15 protein-coding genes and 1 tRNA gene are annotated in these 22778 nt (G+C 34.3%); 13 read left to right on the top strand and 3 right to left on the bottom strand.

All coding sequences use genetic code 11. The features are described 5' to 3' along the window. Window positions 1–51: 51 nt before the first annotated feature. Entirely contained in the window at window positions 52–3342 is a 3291-nt protein-coding gene (locus tag IQ05_RS02745) for a glycosyltransferase family 117 protein (RefSeq protein ID WP_144889592.1), read from the bottom strand. Between the two features lie 251 nt (window positions 3343–3593). Between IQ05_RS02745 and IQ05_RS02740 the strand changes: the two genes are divergently transcribed. Beyond that, a tRNA-Gln gene (locus IQ05_RS02740) sits at window positions 3594–3664 on the top strand. 52 nt (window positions 3665–3716) lie between these two features. Here IQ05_RS02740 and IQ05_RS02735 read toward each other — a convergent pair. After that, entirely contained in the window at window positions 3717–4541 is an 825-nt protein-coding gene (locus IQ05_RS02735; RefSeq protein ID WP_144889590.1) for a universal stress protein, read from the bottom strand. Window positions 4542–4719: 178 nt separating this feature from the next. Between IQ05_RS02735 and rimP the strand changes: the two genes are divergently transcribed. The 3 genes from rimP to infB all read left to right on the top strand — a co-directional run bounded on the left by rimP (window position 4720) and on the right by infB (window position 9444). Next, window positions 4720–5184, top strand: coding sequence for a ribosome assembly cofactor RimP (rimP, locus tag IQ05_RS02730; RefSeq protein WP_144889588.1), 465 nt, complete (start codon window positions 4720–4722; stop codon window positions 5182–5184). Window positions 5185–5197: 13 nt separating this feature from the next. Continuing rightward, window positions 5198–6451 carry a transcription termination factor NusA gene (gene nusA / locus IQ05_RS02725; protein WP_144889586.1) on the top strand — a complete coding sequence of 418 codons (1254 nt, stop codon included), beginning with the start codon at window positions 5198–5200 and terminating at the stop codon, window positions 6449–6451. Window positions 6452–6561: 110 nt separating this feature from the next. Then, the gene (gene infB, locus IQ05_RS02720; RefSeq protein WP_144889585.1) at window positions 6562–9444 is read left to right on the top strand and encodes a translation initiation factor IF-2; all 2883 of its coding nucleotides are present in this window, start codon (window positions 6562–6564) and stop codon (window positions 9442–9444) included. 253 nt (window positions 9445–9697) lie between these two features. Here the strand turns inward: infB and IQ05_RS02715 are convergent, their stop codons facing one another. Continuing rightward, the gene (locus tag IQ05_RS02715) at window positions 9698–10087 is read right to left on the bottom strand and encodes an SPOR domain-containing protein (RefSeq protein WP_144889583.1); all 390 of its coding nucleotides are present in this window, start codon (window positions 10085–10087) and stop codon (window positions 9698–9700) included. 215 nt (window positions 10088–10302) lie between these two features. Between IQ05_RS02715 and IQ05_RS02710 the strand changes: the two genes are divergently transcribed. The 9 genes from IQ05_RS02710 to ruvB all read left to right on the top strand — a co-directional run bounded on the left by IQ05_RS02710 (window position 10303) and on the right by ruvB (window position 22760). Beyond that, window positions 10303–11640 (top strand): c-type cytochrome, encoded by a 1338-nt coding sequence (locus IQ05_RS02710; RefSeq protein ID WP_144889581.1) that lies wholly within the window; start codon window positions 10303–10305, stop codon window positions 11638–11640. A 29-nt stretch (window positions 11641–11669) separates the two neighbouring features. Then, a complete protein-coding gene (locus IQ05_RS02705; RefSeq protein ID WP_144889579.1) occupies window positions 11670–14726 on the top strand; it encodes a TAT-variant-translocated molybdopterin oxidoreductase in 3057 nt (1018 codons plus the stop codon). A 37-nt stretch (window positions 14727–14763) separates the two neighbouring features. Continuing rightward, window positions 14764–16167 carry an NrfD/PsrC family molybdoenzyme membrane anchor subunit gene (nrfD, locus tag IQ05_RS02700; protein WP_144889577.1) on the top strand — a complete coding sequence of 468 codons (1404 nt, stop codon included), beginning with the start codon at window positions 14764–14766 and terminating at the stop codon, window positions 16165–16167. Then, window positions 16160–16684, top strand: a complete 525-nt coding sequence (locus tag IQ05_RS02695) for a DUF3341 domain-containing protein (RefSeq protein ID WP_144889575.1) — start codon at window positions 16160–16162, stop codon at window positions 16682–16684. The genes nrfD and IQ05_RS02695 overlap by 8 nt, the downstream gene beginning before the upstream one ends. Before the next feature lie 8 nt (window positions 16685–16692). Then, the gene (locus IQ05_RS02690) at window positions 16693–17238 is read left to right on the top strand and encodes a c-type cytochrome (protein WP_144889573.1); all 546 of its coding nucleotides are present in this window, start codon (window positions 16693–16695) and stop codon (window positions 17236–17238) included. Between the two features lie 27 nt (window positions 17239–17265). After that, a complete protein-coding gene (locus IQ05_RS02685) occupies window positions 17266–18648 on the top strand; it encodes a cation-translocating P-type ATPase (RefSeq protein ID WP_144889571.1) in 1383 nt (460 codons plus the stop codon). A gap of 19 nt (window positions 18649–18667) precedes the next feature. Continuing rightward, a complete protein-coding gene (locus tag IQ05_RS02680) occupies window positions 18668–19822 on the top strand; it encodes a cytochrome c oxidase subunit II (RefSeq protein ID WP_144889569.1) in 1155 nt (384 codons plus the stop codon). Window positions 19823–19850: 28 nt separating this feature from the next. After that, on the top strand, window positions 19851–21647 hold the full coding sequence (locus tag IQ05_RS02675; protein ID WP_144889567.1) for a cytochrome c oxidase subunit I: 1797 nt from the start codon (window positions 19851–19853) through the stop codon (window positions 21645–21647). A gap of 90 nt (window positions 21648–21737) precedes the next feature. After that, window positions 21738–22760, top strand: a complete 1023-nt coding sequence (ruvB, locus tag IQ05_RS02670; RefSeq protein WP_144889565.1) for a Holliday junction branch migration DNA helicase RuvB — start codon at window positions 21738–21740, stop codon at window positions 22758–22760. Window positions 22761–22778 lie beyond the last annotated feature (18 nt).

The following is a 22778-nucleotide window of genomic DNA, read 5'->3' as shown; positions in this document are numbered from 1 at the left end:
AAGTTAAAAAAAATAGCGACATGATTGCCGCTATTTTAAATGCTGTTTTATTTATTCTCTATCACGTTCAAAACGTTCAAACATTTTTATGTAAGTATTAAATGTAGCTCTGTGCTTGTTGTAGAACTCTAAGTCATTATTCTCTTTCATTACTTTTAGTAAGCTTCTGTATCGCTCTATATCTGTAACAATAGGAATTACTATACTGGACTGGTCACTAGCTTTTAACCCGCCGTAATAATTAAGATTCTCACGGTATTTTTGAGTTAATTTATCTAGTAATTGTTGTGCTTTTACTTTTTCACCTGTTTTATAATATCCATCAGCAAAAGGCTCTACAAGAGAATAGTAATCAAAATATTCCACAGGAAGTTTAGTCATAGCTAGATTTATGACTTTTTTAGCTTTCTCAGTTTTACCTTCCTTGATAAGCTGTTTCATCAATCGAGACAAGTAAGATCTATAATTAATACTGTTGCGTCTGGTTTCTGGATCATGATAAATAGTTGGGCTTTCTCCGTTACCCCATTCCCATTTCATAACAATATCATACATTTTATCTGAATCCAATTGTCCCATGTCAAGAGGGCTTGCATCTTTAGGTAAAGTAGTTTTAACAGGAACTAGTTTGTATACCATTCCTTCTAGTTGTAAGTACTCTTTCATCCAAATATAATCTTCGTTATCAAAGGCACCACCACTAAAATAGATAGGGCGTTTCCAGTTGTTATTTGCAACTATATCTAGCATCATCAATCGGTTTTTATACAAGGCATTCTTGCTAACATCAATGTCAATGTATGGAACTATAGAATCAAAGTATTGCGCTGAAACAACTTTATTTTTGATAATTGTATTTTTATCAACTGGAATTCTGATTTTGTTAGTAGGATAAAAATGAATCGTTTGTCCGTTTTGCATTTCAACCGTTGATTTTGGATTTTTAATAAAATCAATCAAATCTTTAATATCCCAACGAGTATCTATTTTAGGGATAAATGCTACGTAGTCTAATTTGTCACCCACGTATTGATCATGCGTAAATGAAATCGGCAATGCATCTGATTCGTATGTTTTGGTTTTCATTTGATCAATATACCAATCGGTCATGAACAAACTAGTATTTACAATTTTAATGTCAGTTCTTACACCTTCAATTTCTTGGGCATACCATAATGGGAAAGTATCGTTATCCCCAATGGTGAACAAAATAGCATTAGGATCACATGAGGTTAAGTATGCTTTTGCCATAGCTACAGCAGTAGATTTGCCTGAACGGTCATGATCATCCCAGTTTTGAGAAGCCATTAATACAGGAGCTGCAAGTAAACAAGCGCTAATCATTATTGGACCAGCAATTTTTGGGGCTAAGTATTTTTGAGCGCTCTCATATAATGCATATACGCCAAAACCAATCCAGATAGCAAACACATAAAACGATCCTACAAGAGCATAATCTCGCTCTCGTGGTTCAAATGGTCTTTCGTTGAGGTAGATTTTCAAGGCAATTCCTGTAAAAAGAAATAGGGCAAGTAGAACGTAAAAACTTTTTAAATCTTTATTTGCGTGATACATTAAGCCAATAAGTCCTAGAATGAAAGGTAAAAAGAAATATACGTTTCTACCTTTGTTATTTACCACATCTGAAGGTAGGTTATCTTGGCTTCCTAAATGCAATTCATCTATAAAGGATATTCCGCTCAACCAGTTTCCATCAAGATAATCGTATCTTCCTTGCACATCATTTTGTCTACCAACAAAATTCCACATTAAATACCTCCAGTACATATAGCCAAATTGATACTCAACCATAAAACCTAAATTGTCAACAGTGGTAGGTTTGTCAATAAGTAAATAATCGCCATAACTTTTCAAGAATTTAACGTATCCTTCATTGTCAATTTGTTGTTGAGCATAAGCTTGTCTAAACTCGTTTACAATTTTTTCAGTTTCATTTTTCAGTTGGGCTATGGCTTTGTTGTAATCTTCTTCGCTTAATTGGCTAGGGTCAATACCATATTTGGCAAGATCGTCTTCATAAGGATAATCAGGATTTAATCTAAATGCTGGAGGATTTGAAAAGTTCATATAATTCTCAATATGATCAGCACTCCACATTCTTGGTAAGATTGTTTTGTGATTGTCATCAGAATTTTGGTCTGCGTTTTTGAAATTATTTACAATAACGTATTTACCAGTTTTATAATCACGCTCGTAATTTGGTGCTTTGTCTAAATACGGATTGTCTTTGTCTAGACCTGCAAAATTCTCAGTGTATTGAGGACCATAAAATAAAGGATTTACTCCGTATTGTTCTCTGTTGTAATAGGCAAGAACTTCGCGAGCATCCGATGGTTTATTTTCATTTATTACTGTATTTGCATTGGCACGAATAGGTAACATCATCCAAGTAGAAAAACCAATTAGGATGAAAAGTACACAAAGCAATAGAGTGTTATATGTAATTAGTTGTTTTTTCTTGGTGAATTGCAAACCAAAATAAAACAAAACAGCTATTAACAAGGCTACAAACAATGTTCCAGAGTCAAAAGGTAATCCTAAATTATTTACCATAAAAACTTCGGTTTTACCAAAGAAAGCCATCGTTAGTGGTAGTAACAATTTAAAAATAAATAACAAAATAGAAATCACTACGACATTCGCAATAATGAAACTTTTGATAGTCACCTTTTCATAATTTTTGAAAAAATATAAAAACCCAATTGCAGGAATGGTTAATAATGCCATAAAGTGCACTCCAAAAGAAAGTCCCACTACAAGTGAAATAATGAGCAACCATTTATTACCTCTTGGTTTATCCATGTCTTGTTCCCAGCGCAAACCAAGCCAAAACAATAATGCAATCAACAGTGAGGCCATAGCATACACTTCGGCTTCAACGGCATTGTACCAAAAACTATCTGAGAAAGTGTACGCCAATGCGCCTACAAATGAACTTCCTAAAATAACAACATCATTGTTTGAATTTAATGCAGTTGTAGATGCAAAACGACTAACAATTTTTCTCAAAATCATTGATGAAGACCAGAACATAAATAAAATAGTAAAGGCACTAGAAAAAACAGATACCATATTTACCATCAATGCAATCTTGGTATTATCTAAAGCAAACATGGCAAAAAAGGCTCCAATCATTTGGTACAAAGGAGCGCCCGGCGGATGACCCACTTCTAATTTTGCAGCTGTAGCAATATACTCTCCGCAATCCCAAAAACTCATGGTAGGTTCAACCGTCAAAGTATATGTTATCAATGCTATCCCAAAAGTAATCCAACCAATGATCGTATTCCATTTGTTGAAATTGAATGCTGTTTTATCCATGTATCAAATATTATATTATTTAAGTTACAAAGAAAATGTTTTTTTGTTTAACCCACATAGCATTAACATTATTTTCTAAAAAACTATCTCTAATTAATAACATGTTGATTATGAATATTTTTCAACTAAATCAAGAACTTTTTTTAAAACGGAATGAATTTTTTTTGATAAAAATGTAAAAAAAATTTGTGCAAACTAAAAAATAGTATAAATTTGCACTCGCTAAGCAATAATACAGCAAAGCATTTTACTGGTCTATGGTGTAATGGTAACACAACTGTTTTTGGTGCAGTCTTTCTAGGTTCGAGTCCTAGTAGACCAACTTAAAAAACCTCTCAATCGAGAGGTTTTTTTGTTTACAATACTTTTTGATTTTAGATTCTGAAAGTAAGAACCGGTCTGGATTCGTGATTTATCAATCCTTGACTAATGCTGCCGCTAAAAAAGTGGGACAATCTTGTTCGGCCGTGTGTGCAAATGCTAATTAAGTCGGCTTCTTGACTTTCGGCAAAGTTTGTAATGCCGTTTTCAACATTGGTATCGTTGTAAACATGGGTAGAGTAGTTTTCTAAATCATATTTTCTCAGGAATTTTTCTAAAATTTGATCGCTTTTTTGAGTGGTTTTAAAACTGTTTGGAGTGTTAATCATGACTAAAAGTAATTTTGCATTTGTATCTTGACTAAATTTCAGCAGTTTCTTAAAAGGTTTTTTAGTTTCTTTTGAAAAATCAGATGCAAAAACTATTTTTTCGATCTGGAATTCACCGGGAGCTTTCTTGATAACTAAAACGGGAGCTTTTGACAGGCGAACTACTTTCTCGGTATTTGAACCTATGAATAAGTGTTCTGTGTTTGAGCTTCCGTGTGAGCCCATAATAATTAAATCAATTTCGTTAGTTTCATTAAAGGATAAAATTCCAGAAAATGCTTTTTCTAACTGAACGCTGCTTTCTACCACAATGCCGTCTAGGTAAGATTGTGATTTTATATTTTCCAGTCTTTCATTCGCCTTTCGAATAAATAAAATTACTTCAGGAATGCTTTTTCCGCTCGAAACGGCATCGCTCATCTGGTTGGGAAGTTCTAGTAAATGCAATAGGTAAATTGAGGCATTATTTTTTTTAGCAAGTACAGCTGCAGCTTTTAATGCGTATTCAGCTTGTTCAGAAAAATCAGTGGGAACTAAAATGTGTTTCATAATCAAATAAGTGTTAAATTATGGGAATCAACAAGTTGTTTTTAACTTGATATTAAAGATAAGAAATTTTTTTAAAGCGGTCAATTATTTTAATTTGTAAAAAAACACTATCTTTGCACCGTTATTTATTAAAAACTAGATAATGAGGGGACGATTAGTCCCCTCTTTTTATAAAAATATGACATTTAAAGAAAAGTTACATTCAGTTTTGGGCGATTGCTTAGCAGAGAAGCCTTCGATATTTCTAATTGACCTAGTGGTTACAAATGCTTTTAAAGTTATCGTTGCGCTAGATGGAGATCAAGGTGTGGCCTTGCAAGACTGTATTGATGTGAGTAAATTTATTGACAGCAAGCTGGATAGAGAGGAGCAGGATTATTCTCTTGAAGTGGCCTCAGTAGGAGTTGGATCTGCCTTGAAACAAGTAAGGCAATACAAGAAAAATATAGGTAGAACCTTGATTGTGAAGACAAATGCAGAAATTATTGAAGCAGAATTAGTGGATGCTAATGATGATTTTGTAATTTTGTCATGGCAAGCAAGAGAGCCTAAGAAAATAGGTAAGGGGAAAGAGACAATTCAAAAGGAATTACAACTTCCTTATGGAGATATTAAAGAAGCAATTGTTACAGTAACATTTTAATTAAAGAATTCGCATGGAAAATTTAGCATTAATCGATTCATTTTCAGAGTTTAAAGATGATAAACTCATTGATCGTGTAACGCTTATGGCAATTTTAGAAGATGTATTTAGAAATGCATTGAAGAAAAAGTACGGTTCAGATGATAATTTTGACATCATCATAAATCCTGACAAAGGAGATATGGAGATATGGCAAAGAAGAGTAATCGTTGCGGATGAAGATTTAGACTTTGATCACCTTGAAATAACTTTAACAGAAGCTAGAAAGATTGAACCAGATTTTGAAATTGGTGAAGAAGTATCTGAAGAAGTAAAACTTATTGATTTAGGTCGTAGAGCTATTCTTGCTTTACGCCAAAACTTGATTTCAAAAATACATGAGCACGACAATACGAATCTTTACAAGCAATTTAAGGATTTAATTGGTGATATTTATACTGCCGAAGTACATCATGTACGTCCTAGAGTTGTTATTTTAGTAGATGATGAAGGGAATGAAATTGTGCTTCCAAAAGAAAAACAAATCCCATCTGACTTTTTCCGTAAAGGTGATAATGTTAGAGGTATTATAGAAAGTGTTGAATTGAAAGGAAATAAACCGCAAATAATTATGTCTAGAACTTCTGAGAAGTTTTTGGAAAAATTATTTGAACAAGAAATTCCTGAAGTTTTTGACGGTTTAATAATGGTTAAAAAAGTGGTAAGAATACCTGGTGAAAAAGCAAAAGTAGCCGTAGATTCTTATGACGATAGAATTGATCCTGTAGGTGCTTGTGTGGGAATGAAAGGTTCTAGAATTCATGGTATTGTTCGTGAATTAGGAAATGAGAATATTGATGTTATCAATTATACTAGTAATATTCAGTTATTAATAACACGTGCTTTAAGTCCAGCAAAAGTTTCTTCAATTAAAATCAATGAGGAAACTAAAAGAGCTGAAGTTTTCTTGAAATTAGAGGAGGTTTCTAAAGCTATTGGTCGTGGAGGACACAATATTAAATTAGCTGGATTATTGACAGGATATGAATTAGACGTGATTCGTGAGGGTGATGTAGCTGGTGCTACTGCTGATGAGGATGACGTTGAGTTAACTGAATTTTCAGATGAAATTGAGGATTGGGTTATTGAGGAATTTGCTAAAATTGGTTTGGATACTGCAAAAAGTATCTTGAGCCAAGATGTAGATGACTTAGTTAGAAGAACAGATCTAGAAGAGGAAACAATCTTAGATGTAATGAGAATATTAAAAGAGGAATTTGACAGTTAGTCAACGGGTCTTCAACTATAAACATGCCATTTTACAATAAATCTAGTTCGGTAGGTATCGGATAGGAGTAAAGTGAGGAATAACAAAAAAGGTAAATATAAAAAGGTTTTATGTCTGAAGAGAGAATTATTAGAATAAACAAAGTTTTAAGGGAATTGAATATTTCTTTGGAAAGAGCTGTGGATTATCTAAAAGATAAGGGAATTGCAATCGATGCAAATCCAAACGCAAAAATTTCTGACGATATATACAATGTTTTGTGCGGTCAATTTGCTGGTGACAAAGGGAATAAAGAAGCTTCTAAAGAAGTGGGAGAAGAGAAAAGAAAAGAGAAGGAAGCATTACGTTTAGAGCGAGAAAAAGAAATCGAGGATAAACGTAAACTTGATGAAGAACGAGCAAAACAACAGGAAGTTATCAAAGCAAGAGCGGTGATATCTGGACCTGTTCAAGTAGGTAAGATTGATTTAAATCCAAAAAAAGCTGCAATTGTCCCTCCTGTAAAAGAAGTGCCAAAAGTAGAGTCTGCACCTAAAAGTGTAGAGGTTCCTGCTGTAAAGATTACGCCAGCAGAAAATAAAATTGTTCCGAAACCTTTGGATACTAAAATTACTTCAGATGCGAAAGAATCAAAACCTGTAATTTCTCCTAAAGAAGTAGCAAAGGAACCTGTAGCTGAAATACCTGAAGCTCCTAAGGTTGTTGAAAAAGTTGAACCGGTAAAATCTGAAGAGGTTGCTGCTGACGAAACTATTACCACTCAATACCAAAAATTATCTGGTACTACTCTAACAGGGCAGATTATTGATTTATCACAATTCAATAAACCTAAAAAGAAAAAAGAAGAGCCAAAGATTACACCTAATAAACCAGGTGCTCCAGGTTCTGCGGCAGCTAATGCCAATAAGAATAAACGTAAAAGGATAGCTCCTAAACCAGGTGCGCCAAGGCCTCCTGCTGTTCCAGGTGCTCCAAATCCAAATAAAATTACGCCTAACACTGGTGGTGGTGGATTTAATGCAAATAGAAGTGCAAGACCTGGTTTCGTAAAAGGAAACAGACCTGCAATTGTTGCAAAAGTTGAGCCAACAGAAGAAGAAGTTAAAAATCAAATTAGAGAGACTTTAGAGAAACTACAAGGTAAAGGTGGTAAATCTAAAGCTGCTAAATACAGAAGAGATAAAAGGGATACACACCGTCAGAAATCTGATGATGAGCAAAGAGCTTTAGACGAAGGAAGTAAAACTATTAAGGTTACTGAATTTGTAACTGTAGGTGAAATTGCAATCATGATGGATGTGCCAATTACCAAAGTTATTGGTACGTGTATGTCACTTGGAATCATGGTTACCATGAACCAACGTCTTGACGCAGAAACGTTGACTATTGTTGCTGATGAATTTGGTTATGAAGTTGAATTTATCACTGTTGATATCGAAGAAGCAATTCAGGTTGTTGAAGACAGAGAAGAAGATTTAGTTTTTAGAGCGCCAATTGTAACGGTAATGGGTCACGTCGATCACGGTAAGACATCGTTACTGGATTACATTCGTAAAGAAAACGTAATTGCAGGTGAATCTGGAGGAATTACACAACATATTGGTGCCTACGGAGTAACTTTGGATAACGGACAAAAAATTGCATTCTTAGATACACCGGGTCACGAAGCGTTTACTGCGATGCGTGCGCGTGGTGCTCAAGTTACCGATATTGCTATTATTGTGATTGCTGCTGATGATGATATCATGCCGCAAACTAAAGAGGCAATTAGCCATGCTCAAGCAGCGGGGGTTCCTATCATATTTGCTATCAATAAAATTGATAAGCCAAATGCTAATCCTGAAAAAGTAAAAGAAAGATTAGCAGGTATGAATTTACTTGTTGAAGATTGGGGTGGAAAAATTCAATCACATGATATTTCTGCGAAAGTAGGAACAGGTGTTAAAGAATTATTAGAAAAAGTATTGCTTGAAGCAGAACTTTTAGATTTAAAATCAAATCCAAACAAAGCGGCACAAGGAACTGTTGTTGAGGCATTCTTGGACAAAGGAAAAGGATATGTTTCTACGATTTTAGTTCAAAACGGAACTTTGAAAATTGGAGATTATATGTTGGCTGGTAAGCATCATGGTAAAATTAAAGCCATGCATGACGAAAGAGGGAACATTGTAACTGTTGCGGGTCCTTCGACTCCGGTTTCAGTTCTTGGTCTTGATGGAGCAGCAACAGCGGGTGATAAGTTCAATATTTTTGAAGACGAAAAAGAAGCGAAACAAATTGCTTCAAAACGTTCTCAATTGATGCGTGAACAATCAGTACGTACTCAACGTCATATTACATTAGACGAAATCGGACGAAGAATAGCATTGGGTCAATTTAAAGAATTGAACATTATCCTTAAGGGGGATGTTGATGGATCTGTTGAAGCGTTGTCTGATTCGTTCTCTAAATTGTCTACTGAAGAAATACAAATCAATATTATCCACAAAGGTGTTGGAGCTATTACAGAAACTGATGTAATGTTGGCTTCTGCTTCAGATGCAATTATTATTGGATTTAATGTTCGTCCAGCTGGAAATGCAAGACAATTAGCAGACAAAGAAGAAATAGATATCCGTTATTACTCTATTATCTATGCAGCTATCGATGACTTGAAAGATGCAATGGAAGGAATGTTAGCTCCTGAAATGAAAGAAGAAATTCTTGGTACAGCTGAGATTAGAGAGATTTTCAAAATTTCTAAAGTTGGTTCTATTGCCGGAAGTATGGTTATGGATGGTAAAATTGTTAAGAATGCCAAGATGCGTGTTATTCGTGATGGTGTAGTTGTATTCACTGGAGAGTTATTAGCTCTTAAACGTTTTAAAGATGACGTTAGAGACGTAGCCAAAGGATACGATTGTGGTATTCAAATTAAAGGATATAATGACATTGAAGAACGTGATGTTATTGAATCTTACCATGAAGTTGCCGTTAAAAAGAAATTGAAATAATTTTTTCTTTTATAGTTTTAAAATCCCGATTCGTCGGGATTTTTTTATTTTAGAACTTTTTTGTAAAATGGTATTTTGTAATTGAAGAGGTTTAAATTTATTAATGGTATTCAGTAATAACTATCATTTTATGCGTTTTGTAATTTTACAATCCTATGCTCTTTTAATTAAATTTTTTTACTTCTTTGTGTATAAAAAAAGCCATTCAAAAAGAACGGCTTTAGTGGATGTGTTTAAGAGTTTTATACAATCTTTATTTGTTGGGACGAATCAAATTGAGATTTGGATACTTTTTTTTGATAGCTACTATATGTCTTTCGGCTTCTATTCTAGATTTGAAATTCCCTATCCAAACTTTATAATTTGGCGCAAAGAATACGATGGTTCCCTCAATGTCATTGAACTCTTGTCTAAATTCATTTAATGTCGATTTTGCTTTCTCACTATCGCCACTGTAAATTTGAATTTTAAAACGGTCATTTACAGTGTTTGATTGATTTGTTTTTCTTTTTTCTGTAAGCAATTGCTCAAATTTTGAGTCTTGTTTTATGGAAATATTTTGCTGTTGTGCAGTTGATTTCGAATGAAAAAATGCTGTTGAAATAAGGGCGATAAGTGAAGCTTTCAGGCTTAAAATTCTCATAATGTGTATGTTTTTATGCAAAATTAATATTTAGTGTTTAATACCAAATCAAATACGTTATTTAGAATAAATATAAATTGAAATTAAGACTATTTTAGGGTTTTGAGAATAGTTCTTATATCGTATTTTTGTCCAATATTTTAAACAAAGGAGCAGTCCTTCTAAGTCTATTAGTAAAGACTGTGCCAATTTTTAGTAGATAATCATTATACTATATGAAAAAGGTGGGTAACCATAATTCGATCACAAGAAAATTATTTTTAGGCGTAGCCTTATCGTTAATTTTCTCTTTCACTTCATTTGCTCAAGAAGCTGCCGCTGTTGCTGCTCCTGATGCGGCCGCGGCTCCTGCTGCTGCTTCTGGTGGAGATGCTGCTAAAGGTAAAGAATTGTTTAATGCAAATTGTGCTGCATGTCACAAGTTAGATGCTAAAGCTACAGGTCCTGCACTTAGAGGTATTGCTAGTAAGTACGAAATGGCATGGCTTTATAAATGGGTAAAAAACAGTTCGGACTTGATTAAATCAGGTGATGCTCAAGCCGTTAAGGTTTTTGAAGAAAACAACAAGTCAGTAATGTCTTCATTTCCTCAATTATCAAATGCTGATATTGATAACATTATAGCTTACACTTCTGAGCCTAAAGCTGAAGTAGCTGCTCCAGCTGCTGGTGGTGCTACTGCTGTTCCTGGTGGTCCAGTTGCTGATAGCGGTATTTCAAACAATCTTATATTAGCTGCTCTTGCGCTAGTATTAGTAGTGTTGGTAGTAATGTTAGTTTTAGTAAACAAAGTGCTGTCTAAAGTTGCAAAAGCAAACGGGATAGTAGTTGAACCAAAAGCTAAAACAACTCCAATTTGGCAAGCGTTTGCTAAAAATCAATTTTTGATTTTGGTAACTGTTATTTTCCTACTTCTTACAAGTGCTTATTATGTGTATGGTTTCTTCATGCAGGTAGGTGTTGATCAGGGGTATGAGCCAATACAGCCAATACATTACTCACACAGAATTCACGCTGGTGATAATGAAATAAACTGTAAATACTGTCACTCAGCTGCACGTGTAAGTAAAAACGGAGGTATTCCATCTCTAAATATATGTATGAATTGCCATAAAAACATTGCTGAAGTTGCTGAGACAACTGCTACTCCAGAGTATAGCAAAGCTTTTTATGATGAGCAAATTCAGAAATTATATACTGCTGTTGGTTGGGATCAAGCAACTCAAACGTATACAGGGAAAACGCAGCCGGTAAAATGGGTTCGTATTCACAATCTTCCAGATTTTGTTTACTTTAATCACTCACAACACGTAACTGTTGGAGGAATTGAATGTCAAACATGTCACGGTCCTGTTGAAGAATATGAAATTCAAAAACAGTTTGCTCCATTAACAATGGGATGGTGTATTGATTGTCATAGAAAAACTGAGGTTAAAATGGAGGGTAATGAATATTACACTAAAATCCATGAAGAGCTTTCTAAAAAATATGGTGTAGATAAGTTGACTGCCGCGCAAATGGGTGGTTTAGAGTGTGGTAAATGCCACTATTAATCAAATTATTAAGATTTTAATATTTATATATGTCATCAAACAAAAAATACTGGAAAAGTGTTGAGGAACTAGACCAAAATAGTTCTATTGTTGAGGCGCTAAGAAATAACGAATTTGTTGAAGAAATTCCTAATGATGAATTTTTAGGAAATAGTGATGCATTATCATCTTCTTCAACATCACGTCGTGATTTCTTAAAGTACGTTGGTTTTAGTACTGCTGCTGCTACTTTGGCAGCATGTGAGGGTCCTGTTAATAAATCAATACCATACGTTCTTCAACCTGAGCAAATTATTCCTGGAGTTGCGGATTATTACGCTACTTCAGTTTTTGACGGATTTGATTTTGCAAATCTTTTGGTGAAAACCAGGGAAGGACGTCCTATTAAGATTGATAATAATACTATTGCTGGAGCTAAATTTACAGCAAATGCAAGGATTCATGCATCTATCTTATCGTTGTATGATAGTATGCGTCTTAAAGAGCCAAAGATTGAGGGGAAAGATTCAACTTGGTCTGCTGTTGATGCTAAGATTAAATCAAGTATTGCAGATGCAAAAGCTAAAGGAGGACAGGTTGTTCTTTTAACAAATACATTAGCTAGTCCATCTACTGAAAGATTGATTTCTGAATTTGTATCAAAAAATCCTAATTCTAAACATATAGTTTATGATGCGGTATCAGAGTCTGAAGCTCTTGATGCTTTTGAATTGGTTTATGGTGAAAGAGCATTAGTGGATTATGATTTTTCTAAGGCTTCTTTGATTGTTTCTGTAGGAGCTGATTTCCTTGGAGATTGGCAAGGAGGTAGTTTTGATACTGGTTATGCTAAAGGTAGGATACCAAAAGCTGGAAAAATGTCACGTCATTTCCAATTAGAGTCTAATATGACATTATCAGGAGCTGCTGCTGACAAGCGTTTGCCAATGTCTGTTTCAGCCCAAAAGCAAGCTTTAGTTCACATATATAATATTGTAACAGGTTCTTCTGTTTCAGTTAAACTTGAAGATAAATTTAAATCAGAAGTTACCAAAGCTGCACAGCAGTTAAAAGCTGCAGGAAGTAAGGGTGTTTTGGTTTCTGGAATTCAAGATAAAAATGCTCAATTATTAGTTTTGGCTATTAATCAAGCTCTTGCTAGTGAATCATTTGTTACTGCAGGTTTAAGGCAAATTAGAAAAGGTTCAGCATCTAATGTATCTCAATTAGTAGCTGATATGAAAGCTGGGAAAGTTCATACTCTTATCATGAGTGGTGTGAATCCTTTATATACTTTAGCAGATAGCGTAAGTTTTCAAGAAGGTTTAAAGAAAGTTAAAACATCAGTTGCATTCTCATTGAAAGAAGATGAAACTGCTTTGTTGTCTACAGTAGCTGCTGCTGTTCCTCATTATTTAGAATCTTGGAATGATTTAAGTCTGGTTAAAGGAACTTATTCTTTGACTCAGCCAACTATTCGTCCGCTTTTCAATACAAAACAATTTCAAGATGTTTTGTTGTCATTAAACGGAACTGCAGGTTCTTTTTATGATTATATTAAAAATACGAGTTCTTCAATTATTTCAGGTTCGTCTTGGAATAAAGTATTACATGATGGTGTTTTTGTTTCTACTGTACCAACTGTAGGTTCAGGAAGTGCGGATTATTCTGCTGCTGCAAATGCTTTAGCTGCTACTAAGGTGTCTCAAGGTCTTGAGTTAGTATTGTATACTAAAACAGGTTTAGGTGATGGTCAGCAAGCAAATAACCCATGGTTACAAGAGTTTCCAGATCCTATTACAAGAGTGTCTTGGGATAATTATGTAACTGTATCTAATGCTGACGCAATTAAATATGAATTGTCTAATGAGATTGTTGCTAACGGAGGTTTAAACGGAAGTTATGCTACAATTACGACTGCAGATGGTTTAAAACTTGAAAATGTACCTGTAATTGTACAACCTGGTCAAGCTGTTGGAACTGTAGGTTTAGCTTTAGGTTATGGTCGCAAAGCTGCTTTGAAAGAAGAAATGATGGTAGGTTTAAACGCTTACTCTTTATATAAAGGTTTCAATAATGTTCAATCTATTACATTAGCTAAAGCTGATGGAGAACATGAGTTTGCTTGTGTTCAAGGTCAAAAGACATTAATGGGTAGAGGTGATATTATTAAAGAAACTTCTCTTGAAATATTCAATACAAAAGATGCTCACATATGGAATGAACAACCGATGGTTTCTTTAGATCATAAAGAAGTTGAGGCAACTAAAGTAGATTTATGGGATTCATTTGATCGTTCAACAGGTCATCATTTTAATCTTTCAATTGATTTAAATGCTTGTACTGGTTGTGGAGCTTGTGTTATCGCTTGTCATGCTGAAAATAACGTTCCTGTCGTAGGTAAATCTGAAGTTAGAAGAAGTCGTGATATGCACTGGTTGCGTATTGACAGATACTATTCATCAGAAAGTACTTTTGAGGGAGATAATGAGAGAAAAGAAAATATTGCTGGTTTAACAAGTTCTTTGTCTACATTTAATGAAATGGAAAAAGCAGGAGATAATCCTCAAGTTTCTTTCCAGCCAGTTATGTGTCAGCACTGTAACCATGCGCCTTGTGAAACTGTTTGTCCAGTTGCTGCAACTTCACACTCTCGTCAAGGTCAAAACCACATGGCTTACAACAGATGTGTTGGTACACGTTATTGCGCTAACAACTGTCCTTATAAAGTACGTCGTTTTAACTGGTTCTTGTATAACAAAAACAGTGAATTTGATTATCATATGAATGATGATTTAGGACGTATGGTTTTAAACCCTGATGTTAATGTTCGTTCAAGAGGTGTTATGGAGAAATGTTCTATGTGTATTCAAATGACACAAGCAACTATACTTAAAGCCAAAAGAGAAGGAAGAACAATTGTTGATGGCGAATTCCAAACTGCATGTTCAAATGCATGTTCTACAGGAGCTATGATTTTTGGAGATGTAAATGATAAAGATGCTGAAGTTGCAAAACTTGCTGCTGATGATAGAATGTATCATTTATTAGAACATGTTGGAACTAAACCTAATGTGATTTATCATGTTAAAGTTAGAAATACTTAGTACAAAAAAAATTAATTAAGAATCAATATAAAGGATTATGTCGTCTCACTACGAAGCAACCATTAGAAAACCCTTAGTTATAGGTGATAAAACTTATCATGATGTAACTGTAGACGTAGCCGCACCTGTTGAAGGTAAGGCAAATAAACATTGGTGGATTGTATTTTCAATTGCATTAATAGCCTTCCTTTGGGGACTTGGGTGTATCGTATACACTGTATCTACAGGTATTGGTACATGGGGTTTAAACAAGACAGTAGGTTGGGCTTGGGATATTACTAACTTCGTTTGGTGGGTTGGTATTGGTCACGCTGGTACACTTATTTCAGCTGTACTTTTACTTTTCCGTCAAAGATGGAGAATGGCAATTAACCGTTCTGCTGAAGCAATGACTATTTTTTCGGTTATTCAGGCAGGTTTATTTCCAATCATTCACATGGGTCGTCCTTGGTTGGCTTACTGGGTTTTACCAATACCAAATCAATTTGGATCATTATGGGTAAATTTTAATTCACCATTACTTTGGGATGTATTTGCAATCTCTACTTATTTATCTGTATCATTAGTTTTCTGGTGGACAGGTTTATTACCAGATTTTGCAATGCTTAGAGATCGTGCTGTAACTCCTTTTAATAAAAGAGTTTATTCAATTTTGAGTTTCGGTTGGAGTGGTAGAGCAAAAGATTGGCAACGTTTTGAGGAAGTTTCTCTTGTTCTTGCTGGTTTAGCTACTCCTCTAGTATTGTCAGTACACACTATTGTATCGATGGACTTTGCTACCTCGGTTATTCCAGGTTGGCATACCACTATATTTCCTCCATATTTCGTTGCTGGGGCTGTATTTTCAGGTTTCGCTATGGTTAACACGTTGTTGATCATTATGAGAAAAGTTTCAAATTTAGAAGCATACATTACAGTACAGCACATCGAGTTAATGAATATAGTAATCATGATTACGGGTTCTATCGTGGGTGTTGCTTATATAACTGAGCTTTTTGTAGCATGGTATTCAGGAGTAGAGTACGAACAATATGCTTTCTTAAACAGAGCTACTGGACCTTACTGGTGGGCCTATTGGGCAATGATGACTTGTAATGTGTTTTCACCTCAGTTTATGTGGTTCAAAAAATTACGTACAAGTATTATGTTTTCATTCATAATATCAATTGTTGTAAATATTGGAATGTGGTTTGAAAGATTTGTAATTATTGTTACCTCTTTACATAGAGATTATTTACCATCTTCATGGACTATGTTTTCACCTACCTTTGTTGATATTGGTATATTCATTGGTACAATTGGTTTTTTCTTTGTGTTGTTCCTTCTTTATTCAAGAACTTTCCCGGTTATTGCACAAGCTGAAGTTAAAACAATTTTAAAAGCAACTGGAGATAATTACAAACGCGCAAGAGAAGCAAATAAAGATTCACATCATGAGTAATAAAGTAATATACGCCATTTATAATGACGATGATATTTTGATGGACGCAGTAAAGAAGACTAGAGCAGCTCATCATCATATTGAAGAAGTTTTTTGTCCATTTCCTGTTCACGGTTTGGATAAAGCTATGGGGATAGCCCCTACAAGATTAGCTATTTGTGCTTTCTTGTATGGATGTGTTGGAATTTCGGTAGCAACTGCTATGATGAATTATATTATGATTCAAGATTGGCCACAAGATATTGGAGGTAAGCCTAGCTTCAGTTACATTGAAAACATGCCTGCATTTGTGCCAATTATGTTTGAGCTTACTGTATTTTTTGCAGCTCACTTGATGGTTATTACTTTTTATATGAGAAGTAAATTATGGCCTTTTAAAGAAGCTGAGAATCCAGATGTAAGAACTACAGATGACCATTTTTTAATGGAAGTTGCTGTACATGATAACGAAGAAGAATTAGTTTCTTTCTTTCAAAATACAGGTGCGGTTGAAGTTAAAGTAATAGATAAGCATTAATTATAGTTATGAAAAGCATATATAAAATAGCACTATTATTTGGTATCGTAATTTTAGTTTCATCTTGCCATGATAATAAGGCACCGAACTATCAGTATTTTCCAAATATGTATGAGTCTTTAGGTTATGAGACCTATTCAGAGTCTGATGCGTTTAAAAATGGTCAAGAAGCACAATTACCTGCAAAAGGTTCATTGAATAGAGGTTTTGTACCTTATGAGTATGAAAATACTACAGCTGGTTATGAATTGGCTAAAGCCAATTTGAAATCTCCTCTTGATTCTTTAGGTAGAGATCTTGAGAAAGGTAAAGCACTATTTGAAATTTATTGTATTAGTTGCCATGGTGCATCTGGTAACGGTAAGGGTAAATTAGTTGAGCGTGAAAAATTCCTAGGTGTACCTAGTTATAAAGACAGAGTTATTACTGAGGGTAGTATATTTCATGTTATAACTTATGGTTTGAATTCAATGGGTTCACATGCAAATCAGTTGAGTCCCCAAGAGCGTTGGTTAGTTACTGACTATGTTCTGAAATTAAAAAGTGAATTATAATTGTTGAACAAACTGATCGTAATAGATATGTATACATTTTCAAGTAAATTAAAAACTATTTCTTTTGTCTTAATGGCCATTGGTTTATTAGGTATAGGTTATGGTTTTTACACTGCACCAAAAGATATTAAAGAAGTTGAAGAAATTCTTGCTGCTGATAGTCATGGTACACACGCTGTTCAAAAAGAACATGGAAGTTCAAGTGAATCAAATTCTCATGAAGCGCATGGTTCAACAGAGGAAAATCATGCTGAAACGAACTCTTCTTCACCAAAACATGAAGTTTCATCTGATGATGAACACACTGAACATTTAAATCATGTATTGCATCAATTGCAAAATAAACCATGGTCTGCTTTGTATGTTGCCTGTATATTTTTTATGCTTGTGTCATTAGGTGTTTTAGTTTTTTATGCAATCCAACAAGTGGCACAAGCGGGTTGGTCTCCTGTTCTCTTCAGAGTTATGCAAGGTATTACATCTTATTTACCTGTGGGAGCTGCTATTTTCTTTGTTTTGCTAATCTTATGTGGTTTACATTTTAATCATATGTTTATATGGTTAGACCCTGAAGTCGTTGCTACGGACAAATTAATTGCTAATAAAACAAGTTTTTTAAATTTCCCTTTTTGGATTGTTAGAGCTGCTATATTTTTGACAGGTTGGTGTTTATATCAATTCTATTCAAGAAAAAATTGTCTTGCACAAGATGAGGCGTCAGATGATTTGTTGTACAAGAAAAACTTTAAGCTTTCAGCAATGTTTCTTGTGTTTTTTATTGTTTCTGAATCAATAATGTCTTGGGACTGGATTATGTCAATAGATCCGCACTGGTTTAGTACTTTGTTTGGTTGGTACGTTTTTGCAAGTTTTTTTGTTAGTGGTGTTACTACAATAGCTTTGGTGACTTTATATTTAAAGTCAAGAGGTTATTTAGAATTTGTTAATAATGGCCATATACACGATTTAGCTAAATTTATGTTCGGTCTAAGCGTTTTTTGGACTTACTTGTGGTTTTCACAGTTTATGCTAATCTGGTATGCTAATATTCCTGAGGAGGTGACATATTTTATAACTAGAATTCAATTATACAATTTGCCATTCTTTGGAGCTGTAGTTATGAATTTCTTATTCCCATTGCTAATATTGATCAATACAGATTTCAAGAGAATATCTTGGGTAATTGTTATGGCTGGTGTTATAATCCTGATGGGTCATTATTTAGATTTTTTCAATATGATTATGCCAGGTACGGTTGGTGACAGTTGGTTTATAGGTGTATCTGAAATAGCTTCAATCCTTTTCTTCCTAGGTTTATTTATTTATGTAGTTTTCACTGCTTTATCTAAATCCCCTCTGCTAGCAAAAAGAAATCCGTTTATTGAGGAAAGTAAACATTTTCATTATTAATTTTTAAAGAAAAAAACAGATGACAAGTTTGTTAGTAATTATAGTTTTAGTTTTATTAGCTATTGCTTTATGGCAATTGACTAAAATCTTCGACCTAACGCAAGTTGGATCTACTTCAGATAATACAGAAATCGCAACTGATAAGGATAACAATATTCAAGGTTATTTAATGTTTGGTTTCTTAGCTTTTATCTATATTTTCACCATTTACGGTTTAATAAAATGGGGTCCTTTAGTACTGCATACTCCTGCTTCAGCACATGGTGGTCAAGTTGATAATTTAATGAACATTACTTGGATACTTATATTTATTGTTCAAGCTATTACACAGGTTTTAGTTCATTATTTTGCTTTTAAATATAGAGGTAAAGAAGGTCAAAAAGCTTTGTTTTTTGCTGATAATAATAAGTTAGAGGCTGTATGGAGTATTATTCCTGCCGTAGTTCTTGCTGGTTTAATTTTGTATGGATTGTATGCGTGGACAAATATAATGTTTGTTGATGAGGACGAAGATACAGTTGTTATTGAGCTTTATGCTCAGCAATTTAACTGGAAAGCAAGATATTCAGGTGAAGATAACGTTCTTGGTAAAGCTAATGTTCGCTATATTGAAGGTGTAAATACTGTTGGAATTGACTTAGCAGATTCTTATTCACAAGATGATATCGTAGTTACTGAATTGCATATTCCTAAGGGGAAAAAGATACTTTTTAAAATGAGATCTCAAGATGTATTACACTCTGCTTACATGCCACATTTTAGAGCTCAAATGAATTGCGTTCCTGGTATGGTTACACAATTTGCTTTTGAGCCTATTTATACGACTGCAGAGTACAGAGAATTACCTTTTATGGTAGAAAAAGTTGCTAATATTAATGCTTTGAGAGCTAAGAAAAGTGAGGCATTAGTTGCCAAAGGTGAACCAGCTCTTGATCCATACACTTTTGATTATCTTTTATTATGTAATAAAATTTGTGGTGCATCACATTACAATATGCAAATGAAGATTATTGTTGATACTCCAGAAGATTATCAAGCTTGGTTAAAAGATAAAGCAACAGTAGTAAATGAAGTTAAAGCTTCATTAGCTGCTCCAGCTGCAACTGGTGATGCAAAATCAATTGACAGTAGTAGTGCAAAAAAAGATGATGTTGCTGTAATGGCAGCTAAATAATTATTAAGAAAATTTAAAGTATAAATATATGTCAGCAGAAGGTCACGATCACGCTATAGATCACGAACACGAACACCACCACAAAGACACTTTTATTACTAAATATATTTTTAGTATAGATCACAAAATGATTGCCAAGCAGTACTTGATAACAGGTATTATTATGGGTATCATTGGTGTTGGTATGTCGATGTTATTTAGAATGCAACTAGCATGGCCAGAAGAATCTTTTAAAATATTTAATATTTTATTAGGTGATAAATTTGCTCCTAATGGAGTTATGGCAAATGATATTTACCTAGCTCTTGTTACCATACACGGAACCATAATGGTTTTCTTTGTACTAACCGCCGCGTTAAGTGGAACTTTTAGTAACCTTCTTATACCACTTCAAATTGGTGCAAGAGATATGGCATCTGGTTTCATGAACATGGTTTCTTACTGGCTGTTTTTTGTTTCTAGTATTGTAATGATTTCTTCTTTGTTTGTTGAAGCTGGTCCAGCATCATCTGGATGGACAATTTATCCGCCATTAAGTGCTTTACCACAAGCTATTCCTGGTTCTGGTATGGGTATGACACTTTGGTTAGTTTCTATGGCATTGTTTATTGCTTCTTCTTTGATGGGGTCTTTAAATTATGTTGTTACGGTTATTAACTTAAGAACTAAAGGTATGACTATGACAAGGTTGCCTTTGACTATCTGGGCTTTCTTTGTTACCGCTATTATTGGTATTGTTTCCTTTCCAGTACTTTTGTCAGCTGCTTTGTTGTTAATTTTTGATAGAAGTTTCGGTACTTCTTTCTTCTTATCTGATATATACATTGCTGGTGAAGTATTGCATTACCAAGGAGGTTCTCCAGTTTTATTTGAGCACTTGTTTTGGTTTTTAGGACATCCTGAAGTTTATATCGTTTTATTACCTGCTTTAGGTATTACATCTGAAGTTATTGCAACAAATTCTCGTAAACCAATTTTTGGTTACAGAGCGATGATTATGTCAATTCTTGCAATTGCTTTCTTATCGACAATAGTTTGGGGTCACCACATGTTTATCTCAGGGATGAATCCTTTCCTAGGTTCTGTGTTTACTTTTACAACTCTTTTGATTGCAATTCCATCTGCTGTTAAGGCATTTAATTATATTACTACCTTGTGGAAAGGTAACTTACAGCTTAATCCTGCTATGTTATTTTCAATAGGGTTGGTGTCAACTTTTATTACTGGTGGTTTAACTGGTATTATTTTAGGAGATAGTACGCTAGATATTAACGTGCACGATACTTACTTTGTAGTAGCTCACTTTCACTTAGTAATGGGTATTAGTGCTCTTTACGGAATGTTTGCTGGTATTTACCACTGGTTTCCAAGAATGTTTGGAAGAATGTTGAATAAGAACTTAGGTTATGTTCACTTCTGGGTTACTGCTATTTGTGCTTATGGTGTATTTTTCCCTATGCATTTTATCGGTTTGGCTGGTTTACCAAGACGTTATTATACTAATACTAACTTCCCTTTATTTGATGACTTACAAAACGTGAATGTTTTAATTACAACGTTTGCTCTTATAGGTGGTGCTTTTCAATTGATTTTCTTATATAATTTCTTCAGTAGTATTTTTTACGGTAAAAAATCTGTAATGAATCCTTGGAAATCTAATACATTAGAATGGACTGCTCCAGTTGAACATATCCACGGTAACTGGCCAGGTGAGATTCCTGAAGTTCACCGTTGGCCATATGACTACAGTAATCCTAATCATGAAGAGGATTTCGTACCACAAAATGTACCAATGAAACCTGGAGAACAGGCTCTTCATCACTAAAATTTAAGCCTCTACTCTGTAGGGGCTTTTTTTTGTTCATTTTATTTGGTGAAGTGTATTCTCAATGGTCCTCTTTATTATCTTTGTATTATGAATGAGAATCTAGATCCTACTGCAAATAATTATAATCTTGAAGATTTCGATATAGAAAGAAAGCTTCGTCCTCTATCTTTTGATGATTTTGCTGGACAAGATCAAGTTTTAGAAAATCTAAAGGTTTTTGTACAGGCAGCCAACCAAAGAAATGAAGCTCTTGATCACACTCTTTTTCACGGTCCTCCGGGACTTGGAAAAACTACTCTTGCCAATATACTTGCGAATGAACTTCAAGTTGGAATAAAAATCACTTCTGGACCTGTACTTGATAAGCCAGGAGACCTTGCTGGTTTGCTTACAAATCTAGAGGAGCGTGATGTACTTTTTATCGACGAAATTCACAGGCTTTCTCCAATTGTTGAAGAGTATTTATACTCTGCAATGGAAGATTTTAAAATTGACATTATGATTGAATCTGGGCCCAATGCGCGCACGGTACAGATCAATTTGAATCCTTTTACCCTTATTGGTGCAACTACACGTTCTGGGCTGCTTACGGCACCTATGAGGGCTAGATTTGGAATATCCTCTCGTTTGCAATATTACACTACAGAATTGCTTACTACTATTGTTGAAAGAAGTGCTGCAATTTTTAAAATGCCAATTTCTATGGAAGCGGCTATTGAAATTGCAGGTAGGAGTAGAGGCACACCCCGTATAGCCAATGCATTGCTGAGACGTGTACGTGATTTTGCTCAGATAAAAGGAAATGGTTCAATTGATATTGAAATCGCGCGTTATGCTTTAAAAGCATTGAATGTAGATGCTTTTGGACTAGATGAAATGGATAATAAAATTTTGAATACCATTATTGATAAATTTAAAGGAGGTCCTGTTGGTTTGAGTACTCTGGCAACTGCAGTTTCAGAGAGTAGTGAAACTATAGAGGAGGTTTATGAACCTTTTTTAATTCAAGAAGGTTTCATTATGAGGACTCCAAGAGGTAGAGAGGTTACTGATAAAGCGTATAGACATTTGGGTAAAATTAAAACGAATATTCAGGGTGGTTTATTTTAGAATTCTTTAAAATTACAA

The organism is Flavobacterium tiangeerense, from assembly GCF_007830355.1.
Classification (GTDB): domain Bacteria; phylum Bacteroidota; class Bacteroidia; order Flavobacteriales; family Flavobacteriaceae; genus Flavobacterium; species Flavobacterium tiangeerense.
This window is presented reverse-complemented; position numbering and strand designations above follow the sequence as displayed.

Excerpts from the sequence above, each read along its gene's own strand:
- rimP (WP_144889588.1), top strand. The coding sequence starts at position 4,720 with ATGACATTTAAAGAAAAGTTACATTCAGTTTTGGGCGATTGCTTAGCA.
- IQ05_RS02705 (WP_144889579.1), top strand. The coding sequence starts at position 11,670 with ATGTCATCAAACAAAAAATACTGGAAAAGTGTTGAGGAACTAGACCAA.
- IQ05_RS02735 (WP_144889590.1), bottom strand. The coding sequence starts at position 4,541 with ATGAAACACATTTTAGTTCCCACTGATTTTTCTGAACAAGCTGAATAC.
- nusA (WP_144889586.1), top strand. The coding sequence starts at position 5,198 with ATGGAAAATTTAGCATTAATCGATTCATTTTCAGAGTTTAAAGATGAT.
- IQ05_RS02685 (WP_144889571.1), top strand. The coding sequence starts at position 17,266 with ATGTATACATTTTCAAGTAAATTAAAAACTATTTCTTTTGTCTTAATG.
- infB (WP_144889585.1), top strand. The coding sequence starts at position 6,562 with ATGTCTGAAGAGAGAATTATTAGAATAAACAAAGTTTTAAGGGAATTG.
- IQ05_RS02715 (WP_144889583.1), bottom strand. The coding sequence starts at position 10,087 with ATGAGAATTTTAAGCCTGAAAGCTTCACTTATCGCCCTTATTTCAACA.
- ruvB (WP_144889565.1), top strand. The coding sequence starts at position 21,738 with ATGAATGAGAATCTAGATCCTACTGCAAATAATTATAATCTTGAAGAT.
- IQ05_RS02695 (WP_144889575.1), top strand. The coding sequence starts at position 16,160 with ATGAGTAATAAAGTAATATACGCCATTTATAATGACGATGATATTTTG.
- nrfD (WP_144889577.1), top strand. The coding sequence starts at position 14,764 with ATGTCGTCTCACTACGAAGCAACCATTAGAAAACCCTTAGTTATAGGT.
- IQ05_RS02690 (WP_144889573.1), top strand. The coding sequence starts at position 16,693 with ATGAAAAGCATATATAAAATAGCACTATTATTTGGTATCGTAATTTTA.
- IQ05_RS02710 (WP_144889581.1), top strand. The coding sequence starts at position 10,303 with ATGAAAAAGGTGGGTAACCATAATTCGATCACAAGAAAATTATTTTTA.
- IQ05_RS02680 (WP_144889569.1), top strand. The coding sequence starts at position 18,668 with ATGACAAGTTTGTTAGTAATTATAGTTTTAGTTTTATTAGCTATTGCT.
- IQ05_RS02745 (WP_144889592.1), bottom strand. The coding sequence starts at position 3,342 with ATGGATAAAACAGCATTCAATTTCAACAAATGGAATACGATCATTGGT.
- IQ05_RS02675 (WP_144889567.1), top strand. The coding sequence starts at position 19,851 with ATGTCAGCAGAAGGTCACGATCACGCTATAGATCACGAACACGAACAC.